The sequence below is a fragment of the Stenotrophomonas veracruzanensis genome (assembly GCF_032911525.1).
Lineage (GTDB): Bacteria > Pseudomonadota > Gammaproteobacteria > Xanthomonadales > Xanthomonadaceae > Stenotrophomonas > Stenotrophomonas africana.
On sequence record NZ_JAWJTI010000018.1, the window covers coordinates 39069 to 62826 of the forward strand.

15 protein-coding genes are annotated in these 23758 nt (G+C 65.2%); 3 read left to right on the forward strand and 12 right to left on the reverse strand.

The window, feature by feature from the left end:
* Positions 1-57: 57 nt before the first annotated feature.
* Entirely contained in the window at positions 58-2481 is a 2424-nt protein-coding gene (locus R1H25_RS12650; protein ID WP_057501399.1) for a penicillin-binding protein 1A, read from the forward strand.
* A gap of 333 nt (positions 2482-2814) precedes the next feature.
* Positions 2815-3459 carry a hypothetical protein gene (locus tag R1H25_RS12655; RefSeq protein ID WP_075676367.1) on the forward strand — a complete coding sequence of 215 codons (645 nt, stop codon included), beginning with the start codon at positions 2815-2817 and terminating at the stop codon, positions 3457-3459.
* Between the two features lie 142 nt (positions 3460-3601).
* On the opposite strand, the gene R1H25_RS12660 is transcribed toward R1H25_RS12655, so the two are convergent.
* The 7 genes from R1H25_RS12660 to R1H25_RS12690 form a co-directional block, all read right to left on the reverse strand.
* On the reverse strand, positions 3602-4357 hold the full coding sequence (locus R1H25_RS12660; RefSeq protein ID WP_317223745.1) for a hypothetical protein: 756 nt from the start codon (positions 4355-4357) through the stop codon (positions 3602-3604).
* 63 nt (positions 4358-4420) lie between these two features.
* Positions 4421-9592 (reverse strand): ESPR-type extended signal peptide-containing protein, encoded by a 5172-nt coding sequence (locus R1H25_RS12665; protein WP_317223746.1) that lies wholly within the window; start codon positions 9590-9592, stop codon positions 4421-4423.
* Positions 9593-9661: 69 nt separating this feature from the next.
* Positions 9662-10363, reverse strand: coding sequence for a pilus assembly protein (locus R1H25_RS12670; protein WP_317223747.1), 702 nt, complete (start codon positions 10361-10363; stop codon positions 9662-9664).
* Positions 10364-10379: 16 nt separating this feature from the next.
* The gene (locus R1H25_RS12675) at positions 10380-11519 is read right to left on the reverse strand and encodes a CfaE/CblD family pilus tip adhesin (protein WP_317223748.1); all 1140 of its coding nucleotides are present in this window, start codon (positions 11517-11519) and stop codon (positions 10380-10382) included.
* Positions 11516-14245 (reverse strand): TcfC E-set like domain-containing protein, encoded by a 2730-nt coding sequence (locus R1H25_RS12680; RefSeq protein WP_317223749.1) that lies wholly within the window; start codon positions 14243-14245, stop codon positions 11516-11518. Before R1H25_RS12680 ends, R1H25_RS12675 begins: the two co-directional genes overlap by 4 nt.
* Before the next feature lie 57 nt (positions 14246-14302).
* A complete protein-coding gene (locus tag R1H25_RS12685) occupies positions 14303-14809 on the reverse strand; it encodes a CS1 type fimbrial major subunit (protein WP_317223750.1) in 507 nt (168 codons plus the stop codon).
* A gap of 309 nt (positions 14810-15118) precedes the next feature.
* Entirely contained in the window at positions 15119-15883 is a 765-nt protein-coding gene (locus R1H25_RS12690) for an alpha/beta hydrolase (protein ID WP_317223751.1), read from the reverse strand.
* Positions 15884-15976: 93 nt separating this feature from the next.
* On the opposite strand from R1H25_RS12690, the gene R1H25_RS12695 reads away from it, so the two are divergent.
* Complete coding sequence (locus R1H25_RS12695; protein WP_317223752.1) at positions 15977-16750, forward strand: helix-turn-helix transcriptional regulator; 774 nt, start codon at positions 15977-15979, stop codon at positions 16748-16750.
* A gap of 245 nt (positions 16751-16995) precedes the next feature.
* Here R1H25_RS12695 and R1H25_RS12700 read toward each other — a convergent pair whose 3' ends face one another.
* The 5 genes from R1H25_RS12700 to recG all read right to left on the reverse strand — a co-directional run bounded on the left by R1H25_RS12700 (position 16996) and on the right by recG (position 23756).
* Complete coding sequence (locus R1H25_RS12700) at positions 16996-18051, reverse strand: hypothetical protein (protein ID WP_317223753.1); 1056 nt, start codon at positions 18049-18051, stop codon at positions 16996-16998.
* A 288-nt stretch (positions 18052-18339) separates the two neighbouring features.
* Positions 18340-19617: a citrate synthase gene (locus tag R1H25_RS12705; RefSeq protein ID WP_317223754.1), complete on the reverse strand. Its 1278-nt coding sequence runs from the start codon at positions 19615-19617 to the stop codon at positions 18340-18342.
* Positions 19618-19913: 296 nt separating this feature from the next.
* On the reverse strand, positions 19914-20156 hold the full coding sequence (locus R1H25_RS12710; protein ID WP_005410871.1) for a type B 50S ribosomal protein L31: 243 nt from the start codon (positions 20154-20156) through the stop codon (positions 19914-19916).
* A gap of 88 nt (positions 20157-20244) precedes the next feature.
* A complete protein-coding gene (locus tag R1H25_RS12715; RefSeq protein WP_317223755.1) occupies positions 20245-21183 on the reverse strand; it encodes a nucleoside hydrolase in 939 nt (312 codons plus the stop codon).
* Between the two features lie 461 nt (positions 21184-21644).
* Positions 21645-23756 (reverse strand): ATP-dependent DNA helicase RecG, encoded by a 2112-nt coding sequence (gene recG / locus R1H25_RS12720; RefSeq protein WP_241881333.1) that lies wholly within the window; start codon positions 23754-23756, stop codon positions 21645-21647.
* Positions 23757-23758: the final 2 nt, after the last annotated feature.

The window sequence follows — 23758 nt, forward strand, 5'->3', positions numbered from 1 at the left end:
CACCTTGCGTAATCTATACTCTGCGACCACGAAATTCGCAATCGGAATCTGAACCCGATGACTCGACTCCGCCGCTGGCTGCGCTGGATCTTCCTGATTGTCCTGGTCCTGGCGCTGATCGGCGCGGCCGCCGTGGGCGGTCTGTACTACGCCGTGTCCTCCAAGCTTCCCGACGTGCAGACCCTGCGCGACGTGGAAATGCAGGAGCCGATGTACGTCTATGCTGCCGACGGCAAGCTGATGGCGGTGTTCGGCGAGACCCGGCGTACCCCGATCACCATGAAGGACGTGCCCGAGCGCCTGAAGCAGGCCTTCCTGGCCACCGAGGACGCCCGTTTCTACGAGCATGGCGGCGTGGACTACATGGGCATAGGCCGTGCGGTGTGGCTGCTCGCCACCACCAACGACAAGCGCGTGCCGGGTGGTTCCACCATCACCCAGCAGGTCGCCCGCCAGTTCTTCCTCAGCTCCGAGTACAGCTACACCCGCAAGCTGGCCGAGATCCTGCTGGCGCGGAAGATCGAGTCCGAGCTGAGCAAGGACGAGATCTTCGAGCTGTACCTGAACAAGAGTTTCTTCGGCAACCGCGCCTACGGCGTGGCCGCCGCGGCCGAGTTCTACTACGGCAAGAAGCTGAACGAGCTGGACCTGGACGAAATGGCCTCGCTGGCCGGCATCCCCAAGTTCCCGTCCTCGGGCAACCCGATCTCCAACCCGGAGCGTGCCCGCCAGCGCCGTGACAACTATGTACTGCAGCGCATGGCCGACCTGAAGTTCGTCAGCCAGGCCGAGGCCGACGCGGCCAAGGCCGTGCCGATGCACGCCACCGCGCATGAGCCGCCGGTGCAGGTCGATGCCCCTTACGTGGCCGAGCTGGTGCGCCAGGAAATGATCGCCCGCTTCGGCGGCGATGTGGTCAACAAGGGTTACCACGTCACCACCACGATCGACTCCACCCTGCAGACCGCCGCCAACCAGTCGGTGCGCGACGGCCTGCTGCTGTACGACCACCGCCACGGCTGGCACGGCGTGGAGAAGCAGGTAGCGGTCGGTGCCGGTGAAGACGCCGCTGCCCTGGCCGAGCACCTGCGCGGCATGTTCGGCCAGGCCGGCCTGCTGCCGGCCATCGTCGCCAGCACCGGCGCCGATGGCAGCGCCACCGTGGTGCTGGCCAACCGCAGCGAGATCGTGCTGCCGGCCGGCGCTGCCAAGTGGACCAACAAGACCCCGGGCAAGCTGGTGCAGCGCGGCGACATCGTGCGCGTGCGGGCCGGTGCCAAGGAAGGTGAATGGCTGCTGGACCAGATCCCGCGCGGCCAGTCCGCGCTGGTCTCGCTGGATGCCCACAATGGCGCACTGAAAGCGCTGGTCGGTGGCTTCAGCTTCTCCGGCAACAAGTTCAACCGCGCCACCCAGGCCCGTCGCCAGCCGGGTTCGAGCTTCAAGCCGTTCGTCTACGCGGCCGCCTTCGACAAGGGCTACAACCCGGCCTCGATCGTGCTCGACGCCCCGGTCGTGTTCCGCGACCGCCGCGGCAAGACCTGGGCCCCGCAGAACGACGGCGGCGGCTTCCGCGGCCCGATGCGCCTGCGTGAAGCGCTGGTGCAGTCGCGCAACCTGGTCTCGGTGCGCCTGCTCGATGGCATGGGCGTGGACTACGCGCGCAAGTACATCAGCGAGTTTGGTTTCGCCGAATCCGAACTGCCGCCGAACCTGTCGATGTCGTTGGGTACCGCTTCGCTGACCCCACTGTCGGTGGCCCGTGGCTACGCCGTGTTCGCCAATGGCGGCTCGCGCGTGGACACCTGGCTGATCGACCAGGTCAATGACCGCGACGGCAACCTGGTATTCAAGGAAAACCCGGCACTGGCCTGCCGCGACTGCGCAGGCAGCAGCGACCAGCCGGTCAACCAGGTGGTGGACGGCTTCAACTTCGGCGCCCCGGCCCCGAAGGTGGACCCGGCCGCTGCGGCCAAGACCGAAGCCAAGACCGAAACCCCGGCCGCGCCGGTCAACCCCGATGCCCGCACCGCCCCGCGCGCGATCGACGCCCGCACCGCCTACCAGCTGGTGTCGATGATGCGCGACGTGGTCCAGCGCGGTACCGGCGTGCAGGCCAAGGTGCTCGGCCGCGAGGACGTGGGCGGCAAGACCGGCTCCACCAACGACCACCGCGACGCCTGGTTCTCCGGCTTCGGTGGCCCGTACGTGACCACCGTGTGGGTGGGCCGCGACGACTTCCGCTCGCTGGGCTACCGCGAATACGGTGGCAAGGCCGCCCTGCCGATCTGGATCGACTACATGCGCACCGCGCTGAAGGACACCCCGATCGCGCAGAACGAGCCGCCCAGCGGCATGGTCCAGGCCACCCTCAACGGCGCGACCGAGTGGGTGAAGGTGGAAGACATGGACCGCCTGACCGACTACGACCTGAACCTCAATACGCCGCAGGCCGACGCCGCCGCGTTCGATATCTTCTGAGGAAGGGTTCGGCGGGTGCCGCTCTGGTAGATGCCAACCTTGACTGGCGCCGATGCCGCTCTGGTAGATGCCAATCTTGGTTGGCGCCGATGCCGCCCCGGTAGTTGCCAACCTTGGTTGGCGCCCCGTGCCGACCAAGGTCGGCACCTACCGAAGCGTTGGTGGGTGCCAACCGTTGGTTGGCACCGATGCTGCCCCGGTAGTTGCCAACATCGGTTGGCGCCCCGTGCCGACCAAGGTCGGCACCCACCAAAGCGGTTGCATCCGCCATACCCACGCAGATGTCACATCCGTGCGCTAGTCTGTAGCCAGGTCGCAACAGGGAGTCATCGCATGCATCGCGCCCGTCAGCATGCTGCCAGCCAGACCCGCGAGCGGCGCCACCGCCTCGCCCACGAAGCCGCCCGCCTGATGGCCGAAGGCGGCATCCGCGACTACCACCAGGCCAAGTTGAAGGCCGCCAGCCGGCTCGGCATCCACGACGATGCCTCCCTGCCCCGCAACACCGAGATCGAAGACGCCCTGCGCGAGTACCAGCGGCTGTTCTCCGGCCCCCAGCATGGCAACGAACTGCAGCGCCGCCGCGAGGCTGCCATGCGTGCGTTGGAGTTCCTGCACGGCTTCGCCCCTCGCCTGGCTGGCCCGGTGCTGGAGGGCACCGCCGACGCCAACAGCCCCGTGCAGCTGCACCTGCACAGTGACGACCCGGAAGCCGTGCACCGCTTCCTGGACGAACACGGCATTCCCGCCGAATCGCGGACGCGCCGGTTGCGGATGGACCGCGAACGCTGCCTGGACGTGCCGGTGTGGGTGTTCAGTGCCGAAGAACTGACCTTCGACCTGGCCGTGCTGCCCTACGACGCCCTGCGCCAGGCCCCGCTGTCGCCGGTGGATGAGAAGCCGATGCGGCGCGCGTCCGTGGCGCAGCTGCGGCAGGTGCTGGCCGAGGCGGAAATTACTGCCTACATCGGCGGGTGACGGTAGCGCCAGTCTTGGTGGGTGCGGACCGTTGGTCCGCACTGTGCTTCAGGCATCTCGATGGCTGGCCGAAGAGCAGTCGAGCAAGCTCGACTCTACAAATGCGTGGCACCCGCGGGCGCCACCCAGCATGGCCAATGCTTTACAGCGGCATGCCATTACCGGTTGTCGGCTCCGTGCCAATCAACCACTCCGGCAACCACGGTGCAGGCGCACGCTTGGGGTACTCCGCCATCATCCGCGCGTGCATGGTCTGCAGATCGTTCAACAGCCATACCTGGTGAAAGATGTCACTGAACGAATCCGACCAGCCGCTCTTCACCCGTTGGCGATCGACGCTCGTGAGACCGGGCACCAGATCACGCGGGCCCTCCAGAATGGGTTGCAACGCCCTGTTGATGCCCGCGTTCTCCGTCGCGGCCCCACGCAGCTGGCTGATGTGCGCCTGCACCCATGTACATTGATACGGCACGCAGCCCGCGGTCGCCTCGATGTAATCGGCGATATCCGCCAGCAGGTTCGCCTTCAGCCGCCATGCCACCTCGCCATCCAGCACTTGCCGCACCCGCATCGTACGCACCGTGCTGGCCCGGATCTCCTCCGGCGTGGAGAACGGCTTGCCGGGGGGAGTACCACCATGGCGCACCAGAACAATCCTGTGGATCGCCTCGTTGGTGATGCCCTCCACCCGTAGCGCAGCTACCTGCGGATGCACGCGCGGAGGCGGCACACTGGTGAACCGCCAGTAGTACCAGAGCAACGCCACTACCCCCAGGAAGCACAGCACGCTGGCCAGCATCCAGACGTCCAGATACCGGGTGTGGTAGTAAAACCGTGCCCGCCAAACGTAGAACGTGCGGTAGCTGATGAACCGGCTTACCCAACCATACGTTGCCATCTCCTCAGCAAGGACCCCGGCGCGACGGGGTGGATTACGCGCGTCGTGCCGGGGCTCCATGCCTTACCAGCCGATGCCTACGCCGACGCCCATGCTGCGTTCACCGCTGTTGGTGAAGGCACCATTGAGGCTGAAGGTGGCCGAGCCCTTGTCGTTCAACACGCGCTGGTAGCCCACCGCCATGGCCGACTCGCCTTCGGCATAGCCCACGCCCGCGCCCAGGCGGTTGTAGGTATTCAGGCCGGCGGTGTTCATCGCCATCGCGCTCTGCGCACTGCTCATCGCCGCCATGCGGTTGAAGCGCTTGTCCATCTTCTCCAGGCGGCGCTCGATGCCGGCGGTGGCCTGGTCGGTGTACTGGTTGGCGCGCTCCAGCATCTGCTCCAGGTCGCGGGTGCTGACCTGCGGCGTGGGCGACTCGTCCGCTGCGGGCTTGCCGCCATCGGCACTGGCAATCTTGCCGGTGGGGCTATCGCCCGCGGATGCCGGAGTGGGTGTGCCGGAAGCCTTGCTGCCCTGCTCATCCGGTGTGACCGGCGCGGTGGATTCGGTCGGTGCATCGGCGCTGGCCATCCTCCGGCCCTGTGCCTGCGGCTGGTCATCGATGCGCTGCTCGATGCCGTCGATGCGGCCATCCAGGCGCTGCTGCATGGCGTGCAGCTGGCCACCGTTGACGGCATCGCGGCTACCGGCGGCGATCATGCCGTTAGCCACGTTGCCCAGGACCATGCCGTTGGCACCGGCGAGGTTGAGCTGGGGGAGACCGTCGCTGCGGATGCTGGGGGTGTTCTGGAATACGGAACGGAGTTGGTGTTCGACGGTGTTTACGCGGGAGGCGTTGATAGTTACCGCGCCGTCGAGTGACTGCAGGGCAGCGTCGAGCGTGGACTGCGTGCCGCCTTGCACGTTGAAACGGGGGCCGATGATGTTGCCGTTGGTGTCAACATCGCCGCCCAGTGCTGCAAAGGCGCCACGTAGCTGTCCGACGGTGGCGGCATCGGTGGCCGACCTGCCATTAGCCACGTTGACGAGACGACGCTTTATGTTGTCGTAACCGAATGAAACTACGTAGTCCTCCGTTGCGACAGAGTAAGTGCCAATCGCTACGGAATAGGAAGCGCCAGCCAGAACTTTGCTATACGCACCGATGGCGATGCCATCCGCTTCTGATACGCGCGCGCCAACCCCCTGAGCGAAGCCACGATCAGCCCACGCCTCGACGAAGGCTGCCCGTCCAAGTGCGACTGAATTGACTGCCCCTGCGTTAGCGAATGCTCCGACAGCAGTACCGCCCTCGGCAGTTGGACTAGCTACGGAAGAATCGCCGATAGCTACACCAAAGAGACTCGATTGTGCGGCAGTGCTCTGGCCGTCTCGTCCAATGCTGATGAACCGTCCCGTGTCCTCGATTTTCGCAACCCGGGCGTTTGTGGCAAACAGCTGACCACCGTTAACCGCATCTGAGCTTTCAATCGAACTGATGTCGCCGGCACTCAAACCTGTCAAACGCGCGCCACCGAAGTCAATTGCGCCGGATTGATTCGGTGCAGATGCGGAAGCCGCTGGCCCCCGCTCATCCCGCAGTAAATCCAGATCGGACCGATTGCGGTCGATCTGCTCCTGCGCCGCATGAAGCTGGTCACCATTGACCGCATCACGACTGCCAGCCGCGATACGGCCGTTTGCAACGTTTGTCAGCACCATGCCATTCGCACCAGCGAACGCCAACTGATTCGATCCATTGGCCAGCGAACCAGAACTCTCCTGGAACAACGCGCGGTACTTGTCTTCCACGTTCTCAATGCGCGCATCGCTTCTGATCACGGCGCCATCCAGAGCAGTGAGCGCGTCACCGACCGTACTGTGGACAGTGCCTTGTATCTGGTAAGCAGGCGAAATCACATCGCCACTTGAATCGATGCCTGCACCTCCACCAAGCGCAGCGAGCGCCTGTTCGAACTGAGAGACCACAACGACATCAGTGGAACTCGTCCCCTGTGCAACATTGACCAACCTGCGCTTGTAACTAGCATGGCCAAAAGATACAGAGTCTGCCTCGGTCGCTATCGAAGCATTGCCAATGGCTACGCCGTTCACCGCGCCCTGCCGTACAGAGCTCGTTGACCCTAGTGCCACCCCTCCTACCTCTTCCACAAGAGAGCGAACTCCCAATGCAAACCCCCCTTCTGCGTCAGAGGTGACTTGTGAAGCTCGTCCAAGTGCTACCGAGTTTTTCCCCATTGCTAGCGAGAAACTACCCAGTGCCACTGCGCCCTCAGTATCAGGGGAAGCGATAGCAGAATCGCCGAGTGCGACCGCTCCCAATCCAACTTCGACCGCCTTCCCCGGCCCGCCGGCTCCAACAGCAAGATACTTAGCTTGGTCCTCGATACGAGCTACACGCTCGTTCGTAGCAAACAACTGCCCACCATTCACCGCATCCGTACTGGCAGCCGAACTGATATCCCCGGCCGCAACACCTTCCAACCTCGCGCCTTCCAGGTCCACATAACTCCGGTCATCACTGAACTTCACCACCCCTTCCAGATCGGGATCGAAGTTGTCCATCTCCTCGCGGAGCTTGTCCAAGTCGCTGCGGTTGTCGCCGATGCGACCATCCTGTGCGAGCAACTGCTGTGCGTGCCCCTTCAACTGGCTGGCGTTTCCCTCTACCAACGTATTTGTGGCAAACAACTGCTGGCCGGTCACGGCGTCGGTGCTGCCAGCGCTGAGTACACCGTTGGCAATATTGTAGATGCGTCGCTTCACTCCGGTCTTGTTGGCCACATCCAACACGGTGCCGGTGTTCTGCGCACCCAAGCGAACATTGCCGTTTGCCGAGGTCTGGCCGACCAACCCCTCCAACGCTGTTGCCTTGCCCAACGCGCCATCGGCGACGGTACGTGCCGCCGTTGCTGTCGTCTGCGCAGCGGTAGCGGCGTTCTGCGCGGCAGTGACGTTGCTGTTGGTGGCCGTCAACTGGCGACCGCTGACAGCATCCGTGCTCGTGCCGCTGAGCGTGCCGTCTGCTACACCGGTGATCTTGCGGCTGGCGTTGCTCTTGTTGCGCACGTCCAGCACGGTGCCGGTGTTCTCGGCGCCGAGGCGCACGCTACCGGCGGCAGCGGTCTGGCCCACCAGCCCCTCCAACGCAGTCGCCTTGCCCAGCGCACTGTCGGCGACGGTGCGTGCACTCGTCGCCGTCGTCTGCGCTGCGGTGGCTGCGTTCTGGGCGGCAGTGACATTGCTGTTGGTGGCCGTCAGCTGGCGACCACTGACCGCATCCGTGCTCGTGCTGCTGAGCGTGGCGTCAGCCACACCGGTGATCTTGCGGCTGGCGTTGTTCTTGTTGCGCACGTCCAGCACGGTGCCGGTGTTCTCGGCGCCGAGGCGCACGTTGCCGGCGGCAGCCGTCTGACCGACCAGGCCGGAGACTGTGTTGGCCTTGGCCAGTGCCGAATCCGCAGTGGTACGGGCTGTGGTAACGGCTTGATTGGTGGCGTGCAGCTGATTGCCGGTCACGGCCTGATTGCTGCCGGCGCCCACCGCGCCATCGGCAACGTTCACGATCTGGCGCTTTACCGATGCGCTGCCTACAGAGACCTGATTGGCTGCACTCGTCTGCGAACCGCTACCCAACGCCACACTGCCTGCATGCTGGGACAGTGCGCGGTCGCCCAGAGCTACGCTGCTTTCCGCGTTCGCTTTGGCCATGTTGCCCAGAGCCGAAGCGAAGACGCCATAAGCCTGTGCGCCGCGACCGAGTGCTGTCGCCTGGTTGCCGCCCGCCTTTGACTGGAAGCCCACCGCTGTGGCGTGGGTCGCATTGGCTACTGCATCATTGCCTACGGCGATACCACGATCCCCCACTGCAGAACTGCGCTGACCCAGCGCCACGGCACCGTTGCCGCTGCGACTCAGCGCACCCACCGCGACGCTTCCATTGATGCCGGCGGCCTTGTTGCCCTCGCGGTCGACACCGGCACGCGCGTCAGCGCCCAATGCCAGTGACTGCCCGTTATAAGCCTTGGCCTGCGCGCCCAATGCCGTGCTGATGCCGTAGCTCGGCGACTCCGCCACGGCACCGGCCCCTAGGGCAACAGCGTTGGCGTCCAGACGACTGTTGGTGGCATGCAGCTGCTGCCCGGTCACTGCATCGGTACTGATGGCGCTGACTGCACCATTTTCGATGTTCTGGATGCGACGCTTGATGCCGTTCTTGTTCTTCACATCCAACACTGTGCCGGTGTTGCCGGCGCCCAGCAGTACGCTGCCGTTGGCGGCGGTCTGGCCGATCAGATCGCTGGAGAGATTCGCCTTTGCAAGCGCCGCATCAGCCGTGGTCTTGGCGGTGTTGGCGGTGGTTCGCGCAGCATTGGCGGTGGTGGTCGCGGCAGTGACATTCAGGTTGGTGGCATGCAGCTGCTTGCCCGTGACCGCGTCGGTACTGCTGGCGGACAGGCGCGCGTCACCCACGTTGACGATGCGGCGCTTGCTGCTCGCGCTGCCCACCGACACGGAGTTGGATTCAGTCGCCTGTGAATTGCGGCCCAGAGCGACGGCGCCAATAGCCGTGGCCTTTGCACCGTGACCCAACGCCAGTGCATCGTACTCGGCGCGGGCGTTTCCGCCCAATGCGATTGCACCGGTGTAGCCCGCAGACCCGGCATAGGCATTCCCACCGATAGCGATCCTCGATACGCCTGCAGAACTATCGCTGGTCCGTGCGCCACTTCCGACCGAAATCGAATTCTCCGAGTACGCCCGGGAGTCATTGCCCAAGGCAATGGTTCCTACCCCTTCCGCGCGCGAGTACGCGCCTACTGCGGTGGAGTAGCCCTTCGAGGCAAGTGCGTTGTAACCGAACACCGCGTTCATATCGCCGAATGTCCTGGAGCGGTGACCGAACAACGTGGAGTACGCACCATCGATTTCTGTGCCGTTGCCTGTCACCAGTGAGTTTCTGGCATTCCGGCCAACCACAGTGTAGATGCGCGCGTCGTCATGCCCCCAGGAGGGTGTGCACTGGTAGTAATCCGCGATGAATGGGTCGCAACTCTCATTGAATATTGCACCACTCGCGTTGAATACAGCGCCACCTGAGGCAAGCAGCACACACGCAGTGATAGAAGCCGCCGCCGTGGACGACGGCTTGCCACGCGGCGAGGTGAGTTCACTGGCCACCACCCAGCAGCGCCGGGCAGTGGACCATATGCGTCGATAGATGCGATTCATGCGGAATCTCCTTAACAGTAGAGGGAAAGAACACCCGCCGGCGCCCAGCACGCGGCGGGGGGGTAGGAGTCACAGGGAAATGCTGTGCACGTGTTCGCGGTAGCCGCCCTGAGTCAGGCGGTAGCGCAGCTGCAGGGTGTGTCCAGGCGTTGGCTGGAACGGCAATTCGACCGTGGTGCCGGGGTACAGGCTGCGGTGCAGCTCGTGCGCGGTGCAGGCGCCGCTGGCGTTGCAGTCGGCCACGCTGGTGAGACCCACGCGCAGCGTGCCGGTGTTGTGCAGGGTGCCGTTGCGTAGATCCAGGTTCACCACGCCATCAGCGGGCACCACGTTCACCAACGCGCCCCATACCAGGCTCACACCGACGTTGGCACGCGCGCCGTCTACTGCCGTTTCCATCGGGCGATCATCTGGCCCGCGCACGCCTTCGAAGTACACGCGGTAGGCTTGTTCTTCCTGCACGGGCTGCAGCGGAATGACCCGGATCAAGCGGTTGCCACCGCCGCTGAGCGCGAACTTTCCCGGCGTGATCGCGATAGCGGCTTCACTCGGGTCCAGCTCCACCTCGCGTTCGTCCGTGGCGGCCGGGTTGACGATGCGGCGCATCGCCACCTGGACATACTGGGCGCGGGTGGATTGCGAGTACACGCGGATCTGCGTGCCTTTTTCCGGGCCGACAGCCGAGCGCATGGGATGTACGGTCAGGTTGGCCGAGGCCGGGGCGGCCAGCAGCAGCGACAGTGAAATGAGATAGCGGATACGGAGATTCATCATGTTGCCTCGCAACTCAAGGGCGGGAGGTTGGCAGGCGCAGCTCGACCTGGAGCTCGCCTTCGTAAGTGCCATTGCGCTTGCTGGACGCATCGAACGACGGTGTCTCAAGCGTCAGCGGGGTGGGCACGCAGAAGACCGGCTGGGTCATGCCAGGCAGCACCACCAGCCGCAGCTTGGCGGTGTCGATGCCGCGTAGTTCCTGTTCAACGCCGTTGGCCATGCGCACCTTGCGGCCATCGTGGTCGAGGCTGATATTGAGGTCGACGCGATCCCGGTCTGTGTTGGCGCCGTCCTGGTGCCAGACCGAGAATCCACTGGGCCCCGGCGGGCGTGGGTCGCGGTTGCGTACCGTCACGCCGAGGAACTCACTCTGCGAGCCCAGGCCGTCATACAGGCACATGTCCAGCACGGTGCTGCCGCCGATGCTTGGGGGGCGACTGATCGGGTTGTACTGCAGGTTCAGATCGACCAGCGGGGCTGAGAAGTCGAACAGCGGGAAGTAGATCGCAACGTTGTTGTGATCGGTGATGGTGAGGTCGAAGGTGAAGGTATAGCTCAGAAGGTGTTGCGCTGGCGGCAGACGCAGATCAAGGTGAAGCGTAGCGTCCCAATGCCCCGCAGTAAGAAGAGCAAGCTCGCTCGCAGGCACAGTAATTCCAGCCCCCGTTCCAGCTGGGGCATCCGAGGTGCAGAATTCACCGAAAGATGAAGAGATCGGTCTTATATAGCTTTCCCAATAGTCAAAGCTGCATGCAGGTGTCGCGTCGGCACGACGAATGAACGCTTCGACGTTGATATCCCGCCTCATTCCAGACCGCCTCTCTACGAATCTCAGAGAGATATTCGTCTTACGATTCGGCGCGATCTCGTGCGAGTCTTCCGTCGGACAGCGTCCGCGCTCAGAGTCGGTGGAAGATATGCAGGTCAAGAAGAGACTTCCGTATCCGCGCGTCCCCGCAGCCTCATACGCCAGCATCGTTCGATCAGGCCACAGCGTGATGTCGCCCGGCGGAGAGGAACGATCAAAACTCATCACAATGGTCTGGTCGTCTCCCTGCGGATCCTTGTCCGGTGGCCGCTGCGCCGAAGCACGCGGCACAACCACCACCAACGCCCCCACCAACATCACCACCCAAACCCACGAACGCTTCACTTCGTCTCTCCCACAGCAGCGGTCTGCGGCGTGGCCGCGATCAAGGCGTTTTCCTGCAGCAGCCGCTGCACCCGCGCCTGTTGGCGGATGGTCGGCGGCAACTGCGCCACGCCAAGCGGCTCGCACTGCACTGTTCCCACCAGCAGCACCACGCTGCGGCGTTCGCGCACCTGCAGTGGGCACTGCAGCAGCTGTTCGTTGCGCAGCAGATAGAGCGTGGTTTCGCGGCGCGGGAAGTCCGCAATGAACCCACCGCTGGGGCCGACGGCGGGCACCGGTGCGTTGAGAATGCGGGCGCCGCCGACGGGAAGGCCGGCGATGTCGCGTGCATTGCCGATGAAGGTGTAGGTCACTTCCAGCGGTACCGGCATACGCGCCACCTTGCCCGGTGCCAGGAACAACGGCTGCGCACCGCCACTGCTGCCCACGCGCACGGCGGCCTGGCCATCGTGTGCGGTGGCGTCCTGCACTTCGGCGCGATGCACCTGGTAGGCCGCCAGTGGCAGCAGGCGACGTTCGCCGATACGCAGACGTTGGCGGCGCAGGCCACCCACCTGCAGTTCGGCGGCCACGCCGGTCAGGTCAAGATCGTCGGTATCGGCCACCTGCACAGCCAGGCCGGCATCGGCGCCGGATTGCCCGCCCCAGAACAGACCATTGGCAGTCAGGGCCAGGCCGGAGGTGTGGCTGGCGCTGTAGGACAGCTGGGTGCCATTGCGCTGCTGGTACCAGCTGGCCGCGCCGCTGGTCTGCCCATGCGCGCCCTGCAGCTGGCCGCTGATGCCGGCGCTGTAACGGTCCTGGTTGTTGCCACGCAGATCCAGCGAAAGCTCGCGTGCGCCGCTGATCTCATCGCGGCGATAGGTCTGGCCGGCGTTGTACTGCACGTCCGGGCGCGCGTGTTGCGGCTGCCGCACATCCACTGCATACCGGTGCTGGTGGCTGTTGCCACTGCGCACATGCAGGCGCGACAGGGTGACGCTGAGGAACATACCGCGGTCGCGGGGACTCACGCTGCTGCCTTCGTTGCGCTGCTGCCAGACGCCTGCGCGCAGGCCCAGGTTGAAATCGCGCCAGCGCTGGCTGCGGCTGTAACTGGCCTGCAGCGCGCGGCTCTGATACGCCGGGCGCAGCTCGGGAATGAAACCGGGTGGCGGTAGTACGCCGGGCAGGCCCTGCCAGCGGTCGTCGTCACTCCCCGGCAGCACCCAGCTGGGGCGATAGGTCTGGCGACGCGTGTAGCCCAGATAGACGTTGCCGCCGGCCAGCGGCAGCGCCACCGACGCGCTCAGCGCGTCCATGCAGCCAATGCGCTCCAGGCTGGGCGTCGTGCGCTGGCAGGCGGCGCCGCGCAGGCGCTGGTGGTACACATTCCATGATGCCCAGCGCCGGTACGACAATTGGCTCTGCACGCCATGGCTGCCATCGCTGCCGCGCAGCACGCTGGCGCTGGCACGGTATTCCTGGGTGCGGAACTGGCGGCGCGCGTCCACGCGCAGCTCGCCGTAGCTGGCACTGCTCATGTCGGCCACGCCGACGGTCATCGCCAGGTCGCGCGCGAACGGTATGCGGATGCCGGCCTGCGCGGCCATCTCGCCGTTGAAACCATCGTCGCGGCGCTCATGGCGGCGGCCGGCCTGCAGGAACCACTGCACGCTGGTGTCGGTCCAATCGCCGCCCTTGTTGAAGGGTGCGTCCTCGCTGCGCACCAGCACGCCGTCTTCGTAGATGCGCAGGGTGACGGTGTAGCTGCCGAACGGGAAACGGCGGGTATCGAGCTGGTTCACGCCCGCGTCCAGGTAGAAGGTCTGCAGCAGGCGGTCGCCATCGAAGGCGTCCACCCGCGCACTGCGGGCCAGCAGCACGGTGACCGGCAGCGCATCGACGGCGCCGTCCGGGTCGAGGTAAGCCTGGGTGGTGCCCACGCGCAGGCCCTGGAAGCGATCCAGCGGCAGCATGCTGAAACCAAAGGTGCCGCCTTGCGGGCTGGCCAGGTTGCGGCGGTCCATGCGCCCGGCCTGCAGATAGTGCTGCTGGCCCAGGTCGTTGCGGTAGTAAGCGCTGTCGATCTGGAACTGGTCGCGCGTGCGCTGCTGCCGCTGCTGCTGGCGGCTGTAGTTCCATTCCACACCGACGTGGCCATCGCTTAGCACGCCCAGCGTGCCGGTGCCCTGTGCAGCCAACGCCTGGTAGCCGTCGCCGCCGCTGACGTTGAGCACCTGCTGGTGCAGGAATGCGTTCTGCGCGTTGGCGGTGACCGTGTGGAAGCGATGTGCTGCCGGATCATCCACCGGCAGCCATTGGCGTGCGAAGAACAGCACGATGGCGCCCTGCCCTTCGTCGTAGATCGCGCGCACGTCATTGGATTCTTCCGGCGGGGGCAGGTAACCACAGCCGGTGCTTTCCTGCCCGTGGCGGCAGGCAAGGTGACTGTTGCGCGGCAGCGGTTGCGACAGCGCGGGCAACAGCGCGGCCTGCGCCTCGGGAGTGAGATTCAGCGCCTGCAATGCCATTGCCGGCTCCTGCAGTTGCACGGTCTCCAGGGTGACCAGCACAGGCGACAGCCCCGCCGAGCGGCCCGGCAGGCGGATGTCGAGCTGTTCCAGCTGGCCTTCCACCAGGTCTTCAAAGCCTGGCGGAACATTGCTGGCGATAACGGCGGGCGCCGCCAACGCCAGGGCGAGCGCCACCGCCAGCCGGGTGACGGCGGGTGCGGAATTCTTCATAGGGGGACGTGCCTGAAACCGGCCGGCCCCGACAGGGCCGGCCGTGGGGGAGGTGCGTTACGGCTTCTGGTTCAGCACGATGTTGACCACGCCTTCGTAGTAGCCCTTGGCGGTGATGGGCGCCTGCGTGGTCTGCGCCACGCGCAGCGGCATTTCAATCGAGGCGCCCGGGATGTTGGAGCCCGGGAACAGATCGGTGGCCAGGAACTCGGCCGTGGTGGTGGTCAGCGCACGGTTGTTCAGGGTAACGCTGAGCGGAACGTTGGCCGTGCCGGGGGCACCGGCGGTGGCCACCAGTTCAGCGGCGTGGCCCAGGCGGACCTCTACGTCGGCATCGACGTCATTGCTGAAGATGCGCACGCTCTCGGTGAACGGGGTCAGGCCATTGATCGGGTTGTGGCTCATTTCTGCCGCGTCGGTCAGCGGCGTGCCATCGGACTTGAGCAGGGCCAGCGACGGATCAACGTTGGCGCGCAGGGTGATGTTGGCCTCGATGGCGTGCGCGGACAGCGATGCGGTGGCCAGCGCTGCAGCGAGCGCGGCCTTCTTGATGATGGCGTGCATGGGGTGTCTCTCTCGGACAAGGGGAATAAGAAAGCCTCCCTCCCTTAGGGAACAAGGGAGGGAGGCGCCGCCCGCAGAGGTGGTTGCGGGCGACGGAGAGAATGTTAGAAATCCATTGCCATGCAGGCCATGCAAACATTCCTAAAACGTTGAACGCTAAGAAGAATCTTTGAATTAGCTCAACCTTCCAGGGTTATGCAATTTCCCTCATTCGTTGAATACAACAAACCTCATTGCTTTGCTTTCTTGTAGAGTCGAGCCGCGCTCGACTGCTGTTCGCGTGGCGCGCGAGTCGCCTGACAGTCGACTCTACCTCCTGGGCAATGACAACAGAAAGGACTCCATGGCCGCCACCAGAGCCAACGGTGTTTCGTTCATCGGGTAGTGTCCTGCATCCTCCAGAACCTCCAGCGTGGCCTGCCGGTAGCGACGCAGATAGGTGCGCTCCATCAGTGATCGGTTGAAAGTGGGATCATTCCCACCAACCACCACCTTCAACCGGTGCTCGCCGACGATCTCGTCGCTGAAATCCGTATCTGCCCAGGCGGCTAGATAGGCAGCAAACGCGTCAGGCGTGGAGTGCTCCATTGAATAGCGGGCCTTCCAATCCAGCCAGGCTGCAGGCAGTCTGCCGCCAGTACTGCGATCGACGATGGCCCTTCGGCTGGCCACGCTGCCGGCAGCGCTCTCCAGAAGTCCTCGCGTGGATGCGTCATAGGCAATGCCGCCACAGGGAACGGGCGCGATGGCCAGCATGGATCGCACCCGCTGCGGGGCGAGCACGGCAATGCGCTCGATCGCCATGCCTCCCATGGAATGCCCCGCTACGCTGAACGTTTCCAGCTGAAGTGCATCGGCAAGCGAGAGTGCGTCACGGGCGATTTCGTCGATGCTGTACTGCCCCGCCACGTCGCGCATGCCGCCGTAGCCACGGCAGTCCATGAAGATGTAGCTGAAGTGGTCGCGCGACAGCCACGGCTCGATCGGTTCGAACGCGTGTGCGTCGCCGAACCAACCATGCAGGACCAGGACGGAGTGAGGCCCCTGCCCCACGCGATGAAAAGTGTTGGCCATGAAGAATCGCCACAGTCAGAAAGAGTATTGATGCTAGGCAGCACAGGCCCGGCCCACCGTCGATGGCAGGTCAACCGCTATAGAATCCGGGCCATGCGCAATTCGCTGCTCGATCCCTACGAAGACCTGCCGCGCGATGTCGTGGTCACCTCGAACGACTACGCGGCAGCGTCCACCTTTCCCCGCCATGCCCATCGACGTGGCCAGTTCGCGTTCGCCGTGCGCGGCACCATCAGCGTGACGACACCGCAGGGGCGCTGGCTGGTGCCGCCACGGCGCGCCTGCTGGGTACCGGCCGGGCTGGCCCACGAGATGACAATGCGCGGGCCGGTGACGATGCTCAACGCATTCCTTTCCATCGACGCGGCCGCCGCGGTGGCGATGCCGGCACAGTGCCACGTATATGCCGTTTCGCCGTTGCTGCGGCAGCTGCTGGAAGGCGCAGTGGACCTGCCCGCGCTGTACGACGAGGACGGGCATGCGGGCAAGCTGATGCAGTTGCTGGTAGCGGAGATCGCGTCGATGCCGATGCTTTCCCTGCATGCGCCGTTGCCTGACGATGCACGCCTGGCGCGTGTCTGCCGGGCGCTGTTTGATGCGCCCTCGCTCACCATCGGGCTTGATGAGGTGGCTGCGGATGCAGGCATGAGCCGGCGCACGTTCACGCGGACGTTCCGCGCGGATACCGGAGTGAGTTTCGCCGAGTGGCGGCAGCAGGTGTGCCTGCTGGCAGCCATCGAACGGCTGGGCCAGGGGCAGGCAGTGACACGCGTGGCATTGGACCTGGGGTATGCGAGTCCCAGCGCGTTTTCCGCCGCGTTCCGGCGCGAACTGGGGTGTTCGCCGAGCCAGTATTCAGAGGTGTAGTTCCGGATGGATGTCTGGTTGCCGTGTTTTGCTTTTTGTAGAGTCGAGCCGCGCTCGACTCGCACGTCCGCGCGAACAGCAGTCGAGCACGGCTCGACTCTACAAATACCCATCCACGCATGCGTGGACTTCGCGTTGGCGCGTGATCAGAAGAAGATCGCGTACAGGATCAGCAGCGGAATCGGCACGCCCAACAACCAGAGCAGAATCATTTTCATGACAGGTCTCCTTGCACGGAATACGGGTTAGAGGTCGCGGCGGCGGCCGCCCCAGGTAGCGCTGAGGCTGGCGAAGAACGCGCCGATCAGCAGGGTGATGAACAGCCACAGTGCGGCATAGGCAGTCGCCTTTCGGGCGTCGTCGGCGGCCTGCTTGGCGGTGTTCTTGGCCTTCTCCAGCGCAGCACGCATGCGCGTCTGCACATCGGTCACGCGGGCCTGCGCTTCGGCCTGACTCATGCCGGTCTCGCGCGCGATCAGCTGGGACAGGTACTGGGTGTCGGCCGGATCCAGGCCATCTCCCTGCAGACTGTTGACGATGATGCGATTCACCTCGGCACGCACTTCACGGCGATCACCCAGCGGACCATTGCCGGGCACCGGACGCGGTGGCGGGGCCATGCCAATCTCGCGCGGGCCCGCGTTCGGTGTCGGCGGCGGTGCCGCATTCGAATCCCTCGGCGCACCCGGCGGAGGCGGCGCTGCGGGATCAGACGGCCCTGCGCTGGTGGCGCTGCGGAACAGCGAGTCCACCCAGTAGTTGAGGTCGCCTTCCGGCGTAGCCGCCGCAACGCTACCGGCGCCCGCTGCGGCAACGCCGGCGGTGGATACTGCGGCACCAGCCGTGGCACCTGCCACCTTCGCGCCCGTGCCCAGCACCCCACCGATGGCCGACGTGAGCAGACCGGCGGTGAGCAGCGTGGCCACCGCCCACGACACGAAGCCATGTGCGGTATCGCGGAAGTAGGTTTCATCGCCGTGGATCTGCGTCCACTTGGTACGCAGGCGTCCGGCCAGATAGCCACCCAGACCCGAAGCCGCCAGCGCGGTGAAGGTGAGCCAGATGATGCTGGACCAACCGAAGGTTTCCTTGCTGACGCCTTCGAACGACCACGGCGACACCGAGGACAGCCCCAGGCCCACGCCGAGAATCAGCAGGATGAGGGAGAGTGCAGCGGCAGCGGCGGCGCCGGCGAAGATCGCGCCCCAGGACACGGCGCTTTCGCTTGGAGGGGCGACGATGGGGGTGGCGATAACAGGGTCGAGCGGGCCGCGCTCGGGGGGGTCGAATCGGGTACTCATGGGACGGACGCTCCGGATCAGATGCTGCGGATGCAGCTGGCGTCCTGAGGCTGCGCGAGCGCTTGTGAAGCTGGCGAGACCCTTGAATCACGCGGTCTTGGCGCGGTGAAGAGCGTGCCAACCAAGGTTGGCACCTACCAAAAAGCGGGAGCGCGGTAGATCCATGCCACGCGTGGATGATTTTTGCCGAGTGTCGAAAGCGTGCCAACCAAGGTTGGCAGCTACCGGAGCCAAAACAAAAAACGCCCCGCGGATGCGGGGCGTCTTCGGCACAACTTACGCGGGCGATCAGCCCTGGTAGTCGCGCACGTCGCTGCCGGTGTAGACCTGGCGCGGACGGCCGATCTTCATTTCCGGATCAACCTGCTGTTCCAGCCAATGCGACACCCAGCCGGAGGTACGGCCCAGGGCGAACATGACGGTGAACATCTCGGTCGGGATCTGCAGCGCCTTGTAGATGATGCCGCTGTAGAAATCGACGTTCGGGTACAGCTTGCGGGCGACGAAGTACTCGTCCTGCAGCGCGGCCTGTTCCAGCTTCACGGCCACGTCCAGCAGCGGATCCTGCACGCCCAGCTGCTTGAGCACCTTGCTGGTCATCTCGCCGATGACCTTGGCGCGCGGGTCGAAGTTCTTGTAGACGCGGTGGCCGAAGCCCATCAGGCGGAAGCCCGAGGTCTTGTCCTTGGCCTTGACCACGGCGGACTCGACATTGTCGGCGGTGCCGATTTCTTCCAGCATCTTCAGCACGGCTTCGTTGGCACCGCCGTGGGCCGGACCCCACAGTGCGGTGACGCCAGCGGCGACCGACGCGTACGGGTTGGCACCGGTCGAACCGACCAGGCGCACGGTCGAGGTCGAGGCGTTCTGCTCGTGGTCGGCGTGCAGGATGAACAGCAGGTCCAGCGCCTTGACCACGTCCGGGTTCAGATCGTACTGGCCATCAGCCGACTCGAAGGTCTGCTTCAGGAAGCGGCTGACGTAGTCCAGCGAGGTGTCCGGCTTGTTGGCCGGCAGGCCCTTGCCGTGGCGGTAGATCAGCGCCGACAGGGTCGGCACCTTGGCGATCAGGCGCACGGCGGCCTGGCGGCGCTGTTCGGCGTCGGACAGGTCCAGCGAGTCGTGGTAGATGGCCGACAGCTGCGCGATGGCGGCGGTCAGGATGGCCATCGGATGGGCATCCTTGGCGAAGCTGCCGATCAGGGTATTGATCGACTCATCGACGTTGGCTTCAGCCGCCAGCTCGTCGGTGAAGGCCTTCAGCTGTTCGGCGCTCGGGCGCTCGCCGTTGATCAGCAGGTAGGCCACTTCGACGTAGCTCGACTTTTCCGACAACTGTTCGATCGGGTAGCCGCGGTACAGCAGCACGCCCTTGTCGCCGTCGATGTAGGTGATGGCGGACTTGCAGCTGGCCGTCGCGGTGAAGCCGGAATCGTAGGTGAAATACCCCGTTTCCTTGGTCAGCTTCGCGATGTCGACGCAGTCGTTGCCAAGGGTGGGTTTGATGACGGGCAGAACGACCGACTTGTCGCCGGCGTTGAGCGTGACCTGATCAAGATCGGACACTGTGTGCGCTCCTTCATGGGAAGGCGCCTGCCCAAGCGCATTGGTCAGGCACGTGAATGACGTCCTCGGCCTGTGCCGGGGATCAGATCATTATCGCACAGCAGCATTTGCCCGGCGCTAGACAGAAGTCGTATACGACAGGCGGCCAGACGCCGGCCGTTGAGCGGCCCGGATCGGCAAAAGCGTGGTCACACGAACGCAGTGTTCCGTCCATCCAAACGCCCGTTGGGTTGGCGTTGGGGAAAAACAAACGGCCGCGCAGAGCGCGGCCGTCGGTTCGAAGCTGGATCGACAGATCAGCGCGCGTAGCGCTTCTGGAACTTGTCGATACGGCCCGAGGTGTCGATGACCTTGTGCTTGCCCGTATAGAACGGGTGCGAAGCCGAGGAAATTTCAACCTTGACCAGCGGGTATTCGTTGCCGTCTTCCCACTGGATGGTTTCCTTCGTCGCCATGGTCGAGCGGGTCAGGATCTTGAAATCGGAGGTGACGTCATGGAAGACGACGTCGCGGTAGTTCGGATGGATATCGGCCTTCATGGGCTCACACCGTAAATGGGCTGGTGGTCAAGAGCGGCATTATAAGCACCGGTTGCCGCCCGGGGCAACCGGTGCCGGTCAATCAACTTCAGTCGGCGCCCAGGGCCTGGCGCACCAGGGCCTCGAAACGCTGCTGGTCGTAGGCCATCAGCAGATCGCAGTTGTCCGGCTGGCCGGTCTGGCGGTTCCAGTCGACGATGGTGGCGCCGCGGCTGAACGTACCGTTCAGCTCCACGTTCAGCGGACGCGACTCGACCTGCAGCTGCCCTTCCGGGTTCAGCGCCCAGGCCATGGCCACCGCATCGGCGGTGTACCAGCGCCCGCCCTTGCTGTCTTCGGACAGGCCGCGGGTCTTGCGCGAGATCAGCTCGTAGAAGCGGGCGCGATCGGAATCGGCCTGCAGCCACGTCTCGGCGTCCTGCAGCGGCAGGCCATGGGCGACGGTAGCCTCCCAGTCCGACACCAGCAGGTGCTTGAACGAAGTGAACACCACGTGCGCCGCTTCCGGATCGAACGCAATGTTGAATTCGGCCGCCGGGGTGATGTTGCCGTGGCAGGTGACCGCGCCACCCATCACCACGATGCGCTTGATGCGCTCAGGCAGGGTCGGGTCCAGCTTCAGTGCCAGGGCAAGGTTGGTCAGCGGGCCAAGCATCACCAGCATCAGTTCGCCGGCGTGCTCGTGCGACAGGCGCAGGATGGCCAGTGCGGCGTGCTCGGCCTCGGCCTGGCGGCTCGGCGGCGGCAGATCGACGTCGCCGTAGCCATCACGGCCATGCACGTGGGCAGCGTCGACGGAGGGATGCAGCAGGGGATCCGGGCTGCCGGCAAACACCGGCACGTCGGCGCGGCCGACGATGTCGCAGAGCTTGAGGGCGTTGCGGACGGTGTACTGCAGGCCGACATTGCCGGCGGCGATGGTCAGGGCGACCACGTCATGCCGTTCATCGGCAAAGGCCATCAGCAGGGCCAGGGCGTCGTCCACACCGGGGTCGGTGTCGATCAACAGGGGGATCTTGTGGGTCATCGTTGCCGTCTTCAGATCGGCAACGAAGTGTGGACCGGGATGATGACCGTTGCAAGTACGGGGGGTTGGGGTTCGGCAGGGCTGTGCCCTGCACCCGCAGAGGCGACGTCAACGTCAACGTCAACGTCAAAAGCCTGCATTCCGTGAGATGGCGGGGTGGGTCCGGCTGAGGGGGACGCCGTAAACCCATCCATGGGGGCTTGGTCGCGGCATCCATGCCGCTCACACCCCCTCAACCGGACCCACCCCGCCTTCGACAGATTTCCGCGGTCTGTCGGAACGGCGGATGTTGGTAGGTGTCGACCTTGGTCGACACATCCACGCAATGCGTGGATGAACATGGAAATGATCGAAAGCGCTGTCTGTAGAGTCGAGCCTTGCTCGACTCCCGCGCGCAGCGCGATGTAGATCTACGCCATGCGTGGATGTGTGGACCAAGGTCCACACCCACCAAGGCGGCATTAGGCCGAGGCGTAACGCACGGCGGTGCCGATCCAGCGCTGCACCACACGATCGGCCAGCGTGGGTTGCTGGTCCAGCAGGCGCTCGGCCAGGTCGTGCACGCCGGGCAGCAGGCCGGCATCGCGGGCCAGGTCGGCAATGCGGAAACCGGCCAGGCCGGTCTGCCGGGTACCCAGCAGTTCGCCGGGACCGCGCAGCTCCAGATCCTTTTCGGCGATGACGAAACCATCGTTGGTTTCGCGCATGGTCTGCAGGCGCTCGCGTGCCATCTGCGAGAGCGGCGCCTGGTACAGCAGCACGCAGCGCGACACCGCCGAACCACGCCCCACGCGACCGCGCAGCTGGTGCAGCTGGGCCAGACCCAGACGCTCGGCATTCTCGATCACCATCAGTGAGGCGTTGGGCACGTCCACGCCGACTTCGATCACGGTGGTCGCCACCAGCAGGTCGATGTCGCCGGCCTTGAACGCCACCATCGTCGCCAGCTTTTCAGCGGCCTTCAGGCGGCCATGCACCAGCCCCACGCGCACGCCCGGCAGCAGCGCCTGCAGCGATTCGTAGGTCGCCTGCGCGGGCGTGGCATCCAGTTCTTCGCTTTCCTCGATGAGCGTGCACACCCAGTAGACCTGACGCCCTTCCTGGCAGGCCAGTGCGATGCGCTCGATCAATTCCGGGCGACGGTCATTGTTGAGTGCGACGGTCTGCACCGGCGTGCGGCCCGGCGGCAGTTCGTCGATGGCCGACACATCCAGGTCGGCGTACTCGGACATTGCCAGCGTGCGCGGAATCGGTGTGGCGGTCATCACCAGCTGGTGCGGCACGCTGTTGCCGCCTGCGCCCTTGTCGCGCAACGCCAACCGCTGGTGCACGCCGAAGCGGTGCTGCTCGTCGACAATGGCCAGGGCCAGGTCCTGGAACACCACCGCCTCCTGCATCAGTGCGTGGGTACCGACCACCACCTGTGCTTCGCCGTTGGCGACCTGCTCCATCACCCTGGCGCGCGCCTTGCCGGTGACCTTGCCGGCCAGCCAGGCGATGCGCACGCCCAGCGGTTCCAGCCACCCGCGCAGGTTGTTGAGGTGCTGTTCGGCCAGCAGCTCGGTGGGGGCAGCCAACGCGACCTGCTTGCCCTGCTCCACCGCCAGCATCGCGGCCAGCGCGGCGACCACGGTCTTGCCGGAACCGACGTCGCCCTGCACCAGCCGCAACATCGGGCTGGGCCGCGACAGGTCTTCGCGGATCTGCTTGAACACGCGCGCCTGCGCGCCGGTCAGCGCGAACGGCAGCTGCTTCAGCAGCGCCTTGGCCAGCTTGCCGGGACCGGCCAGCGGCGGTGCGTGGTGCGCCTGGAGGGCAATGCGCTGGCGGCGCAGACTGAGGTGGTGGGCCAGCAGCTCTTCCATTGCCAGGCGACGCTGCGCTGGATGAGTGCCGGCGGCCAACGCGGCCAGGTCGGCATCCGGTGGCGGCCGGTGTACGGTCAGCAGCGCGCTGCGCAGTGACGGCAGGCCAAGGCCGTCGAGCCAGCCGCTGGGCAGCAGTTCCAGCGCGCTTTCCTCGGGCAGGCGGTCCAGCGCCTGGCCGATCAGCTTGCGCATGGTCATCGGGCCGACGCCTTCGACGGTGGGATACACCGGGTCGAGGCGGTCACCGAGTTCGGGATCGTCGTTGCGGCCCAGTACCTGGTAGCTGGGGTGGACGATTTCCAGGCCGAGCTGGCCCGGTTTGGGCGTGCCGAAGCAGCGCAGCCGGTTGCCGACCGCGAACTGGCCGACCTGCTGCTGGCGGAAGTGGAAGAAGCGCAGCACCAGGGTGCCCCGCCCTTCGTCTTCCACAGCCACTTTCAGCATCGGCCGGTAACGCATGCCGCGCTCGACTGCGACCACCCGCCCTTCCACCTGTGCCGGCACGCCGTTGCGCAGGTCTTCGATGCGGGTCAGCCGGGTCCGGTCTTCATAACGCAGCGGCAGGTGAAGCCAGAGATCCTGCAGGGTGGCCAGGCCACGCGCCTGCAGTTTGGCGGCCACGGCCGGACCCACGCCCGCGAGCATCGCCAGGGATGCTTCGCCGGACGGTGACAGGACCGGGGTGACCGCCGCCTTGCGTGCCACGT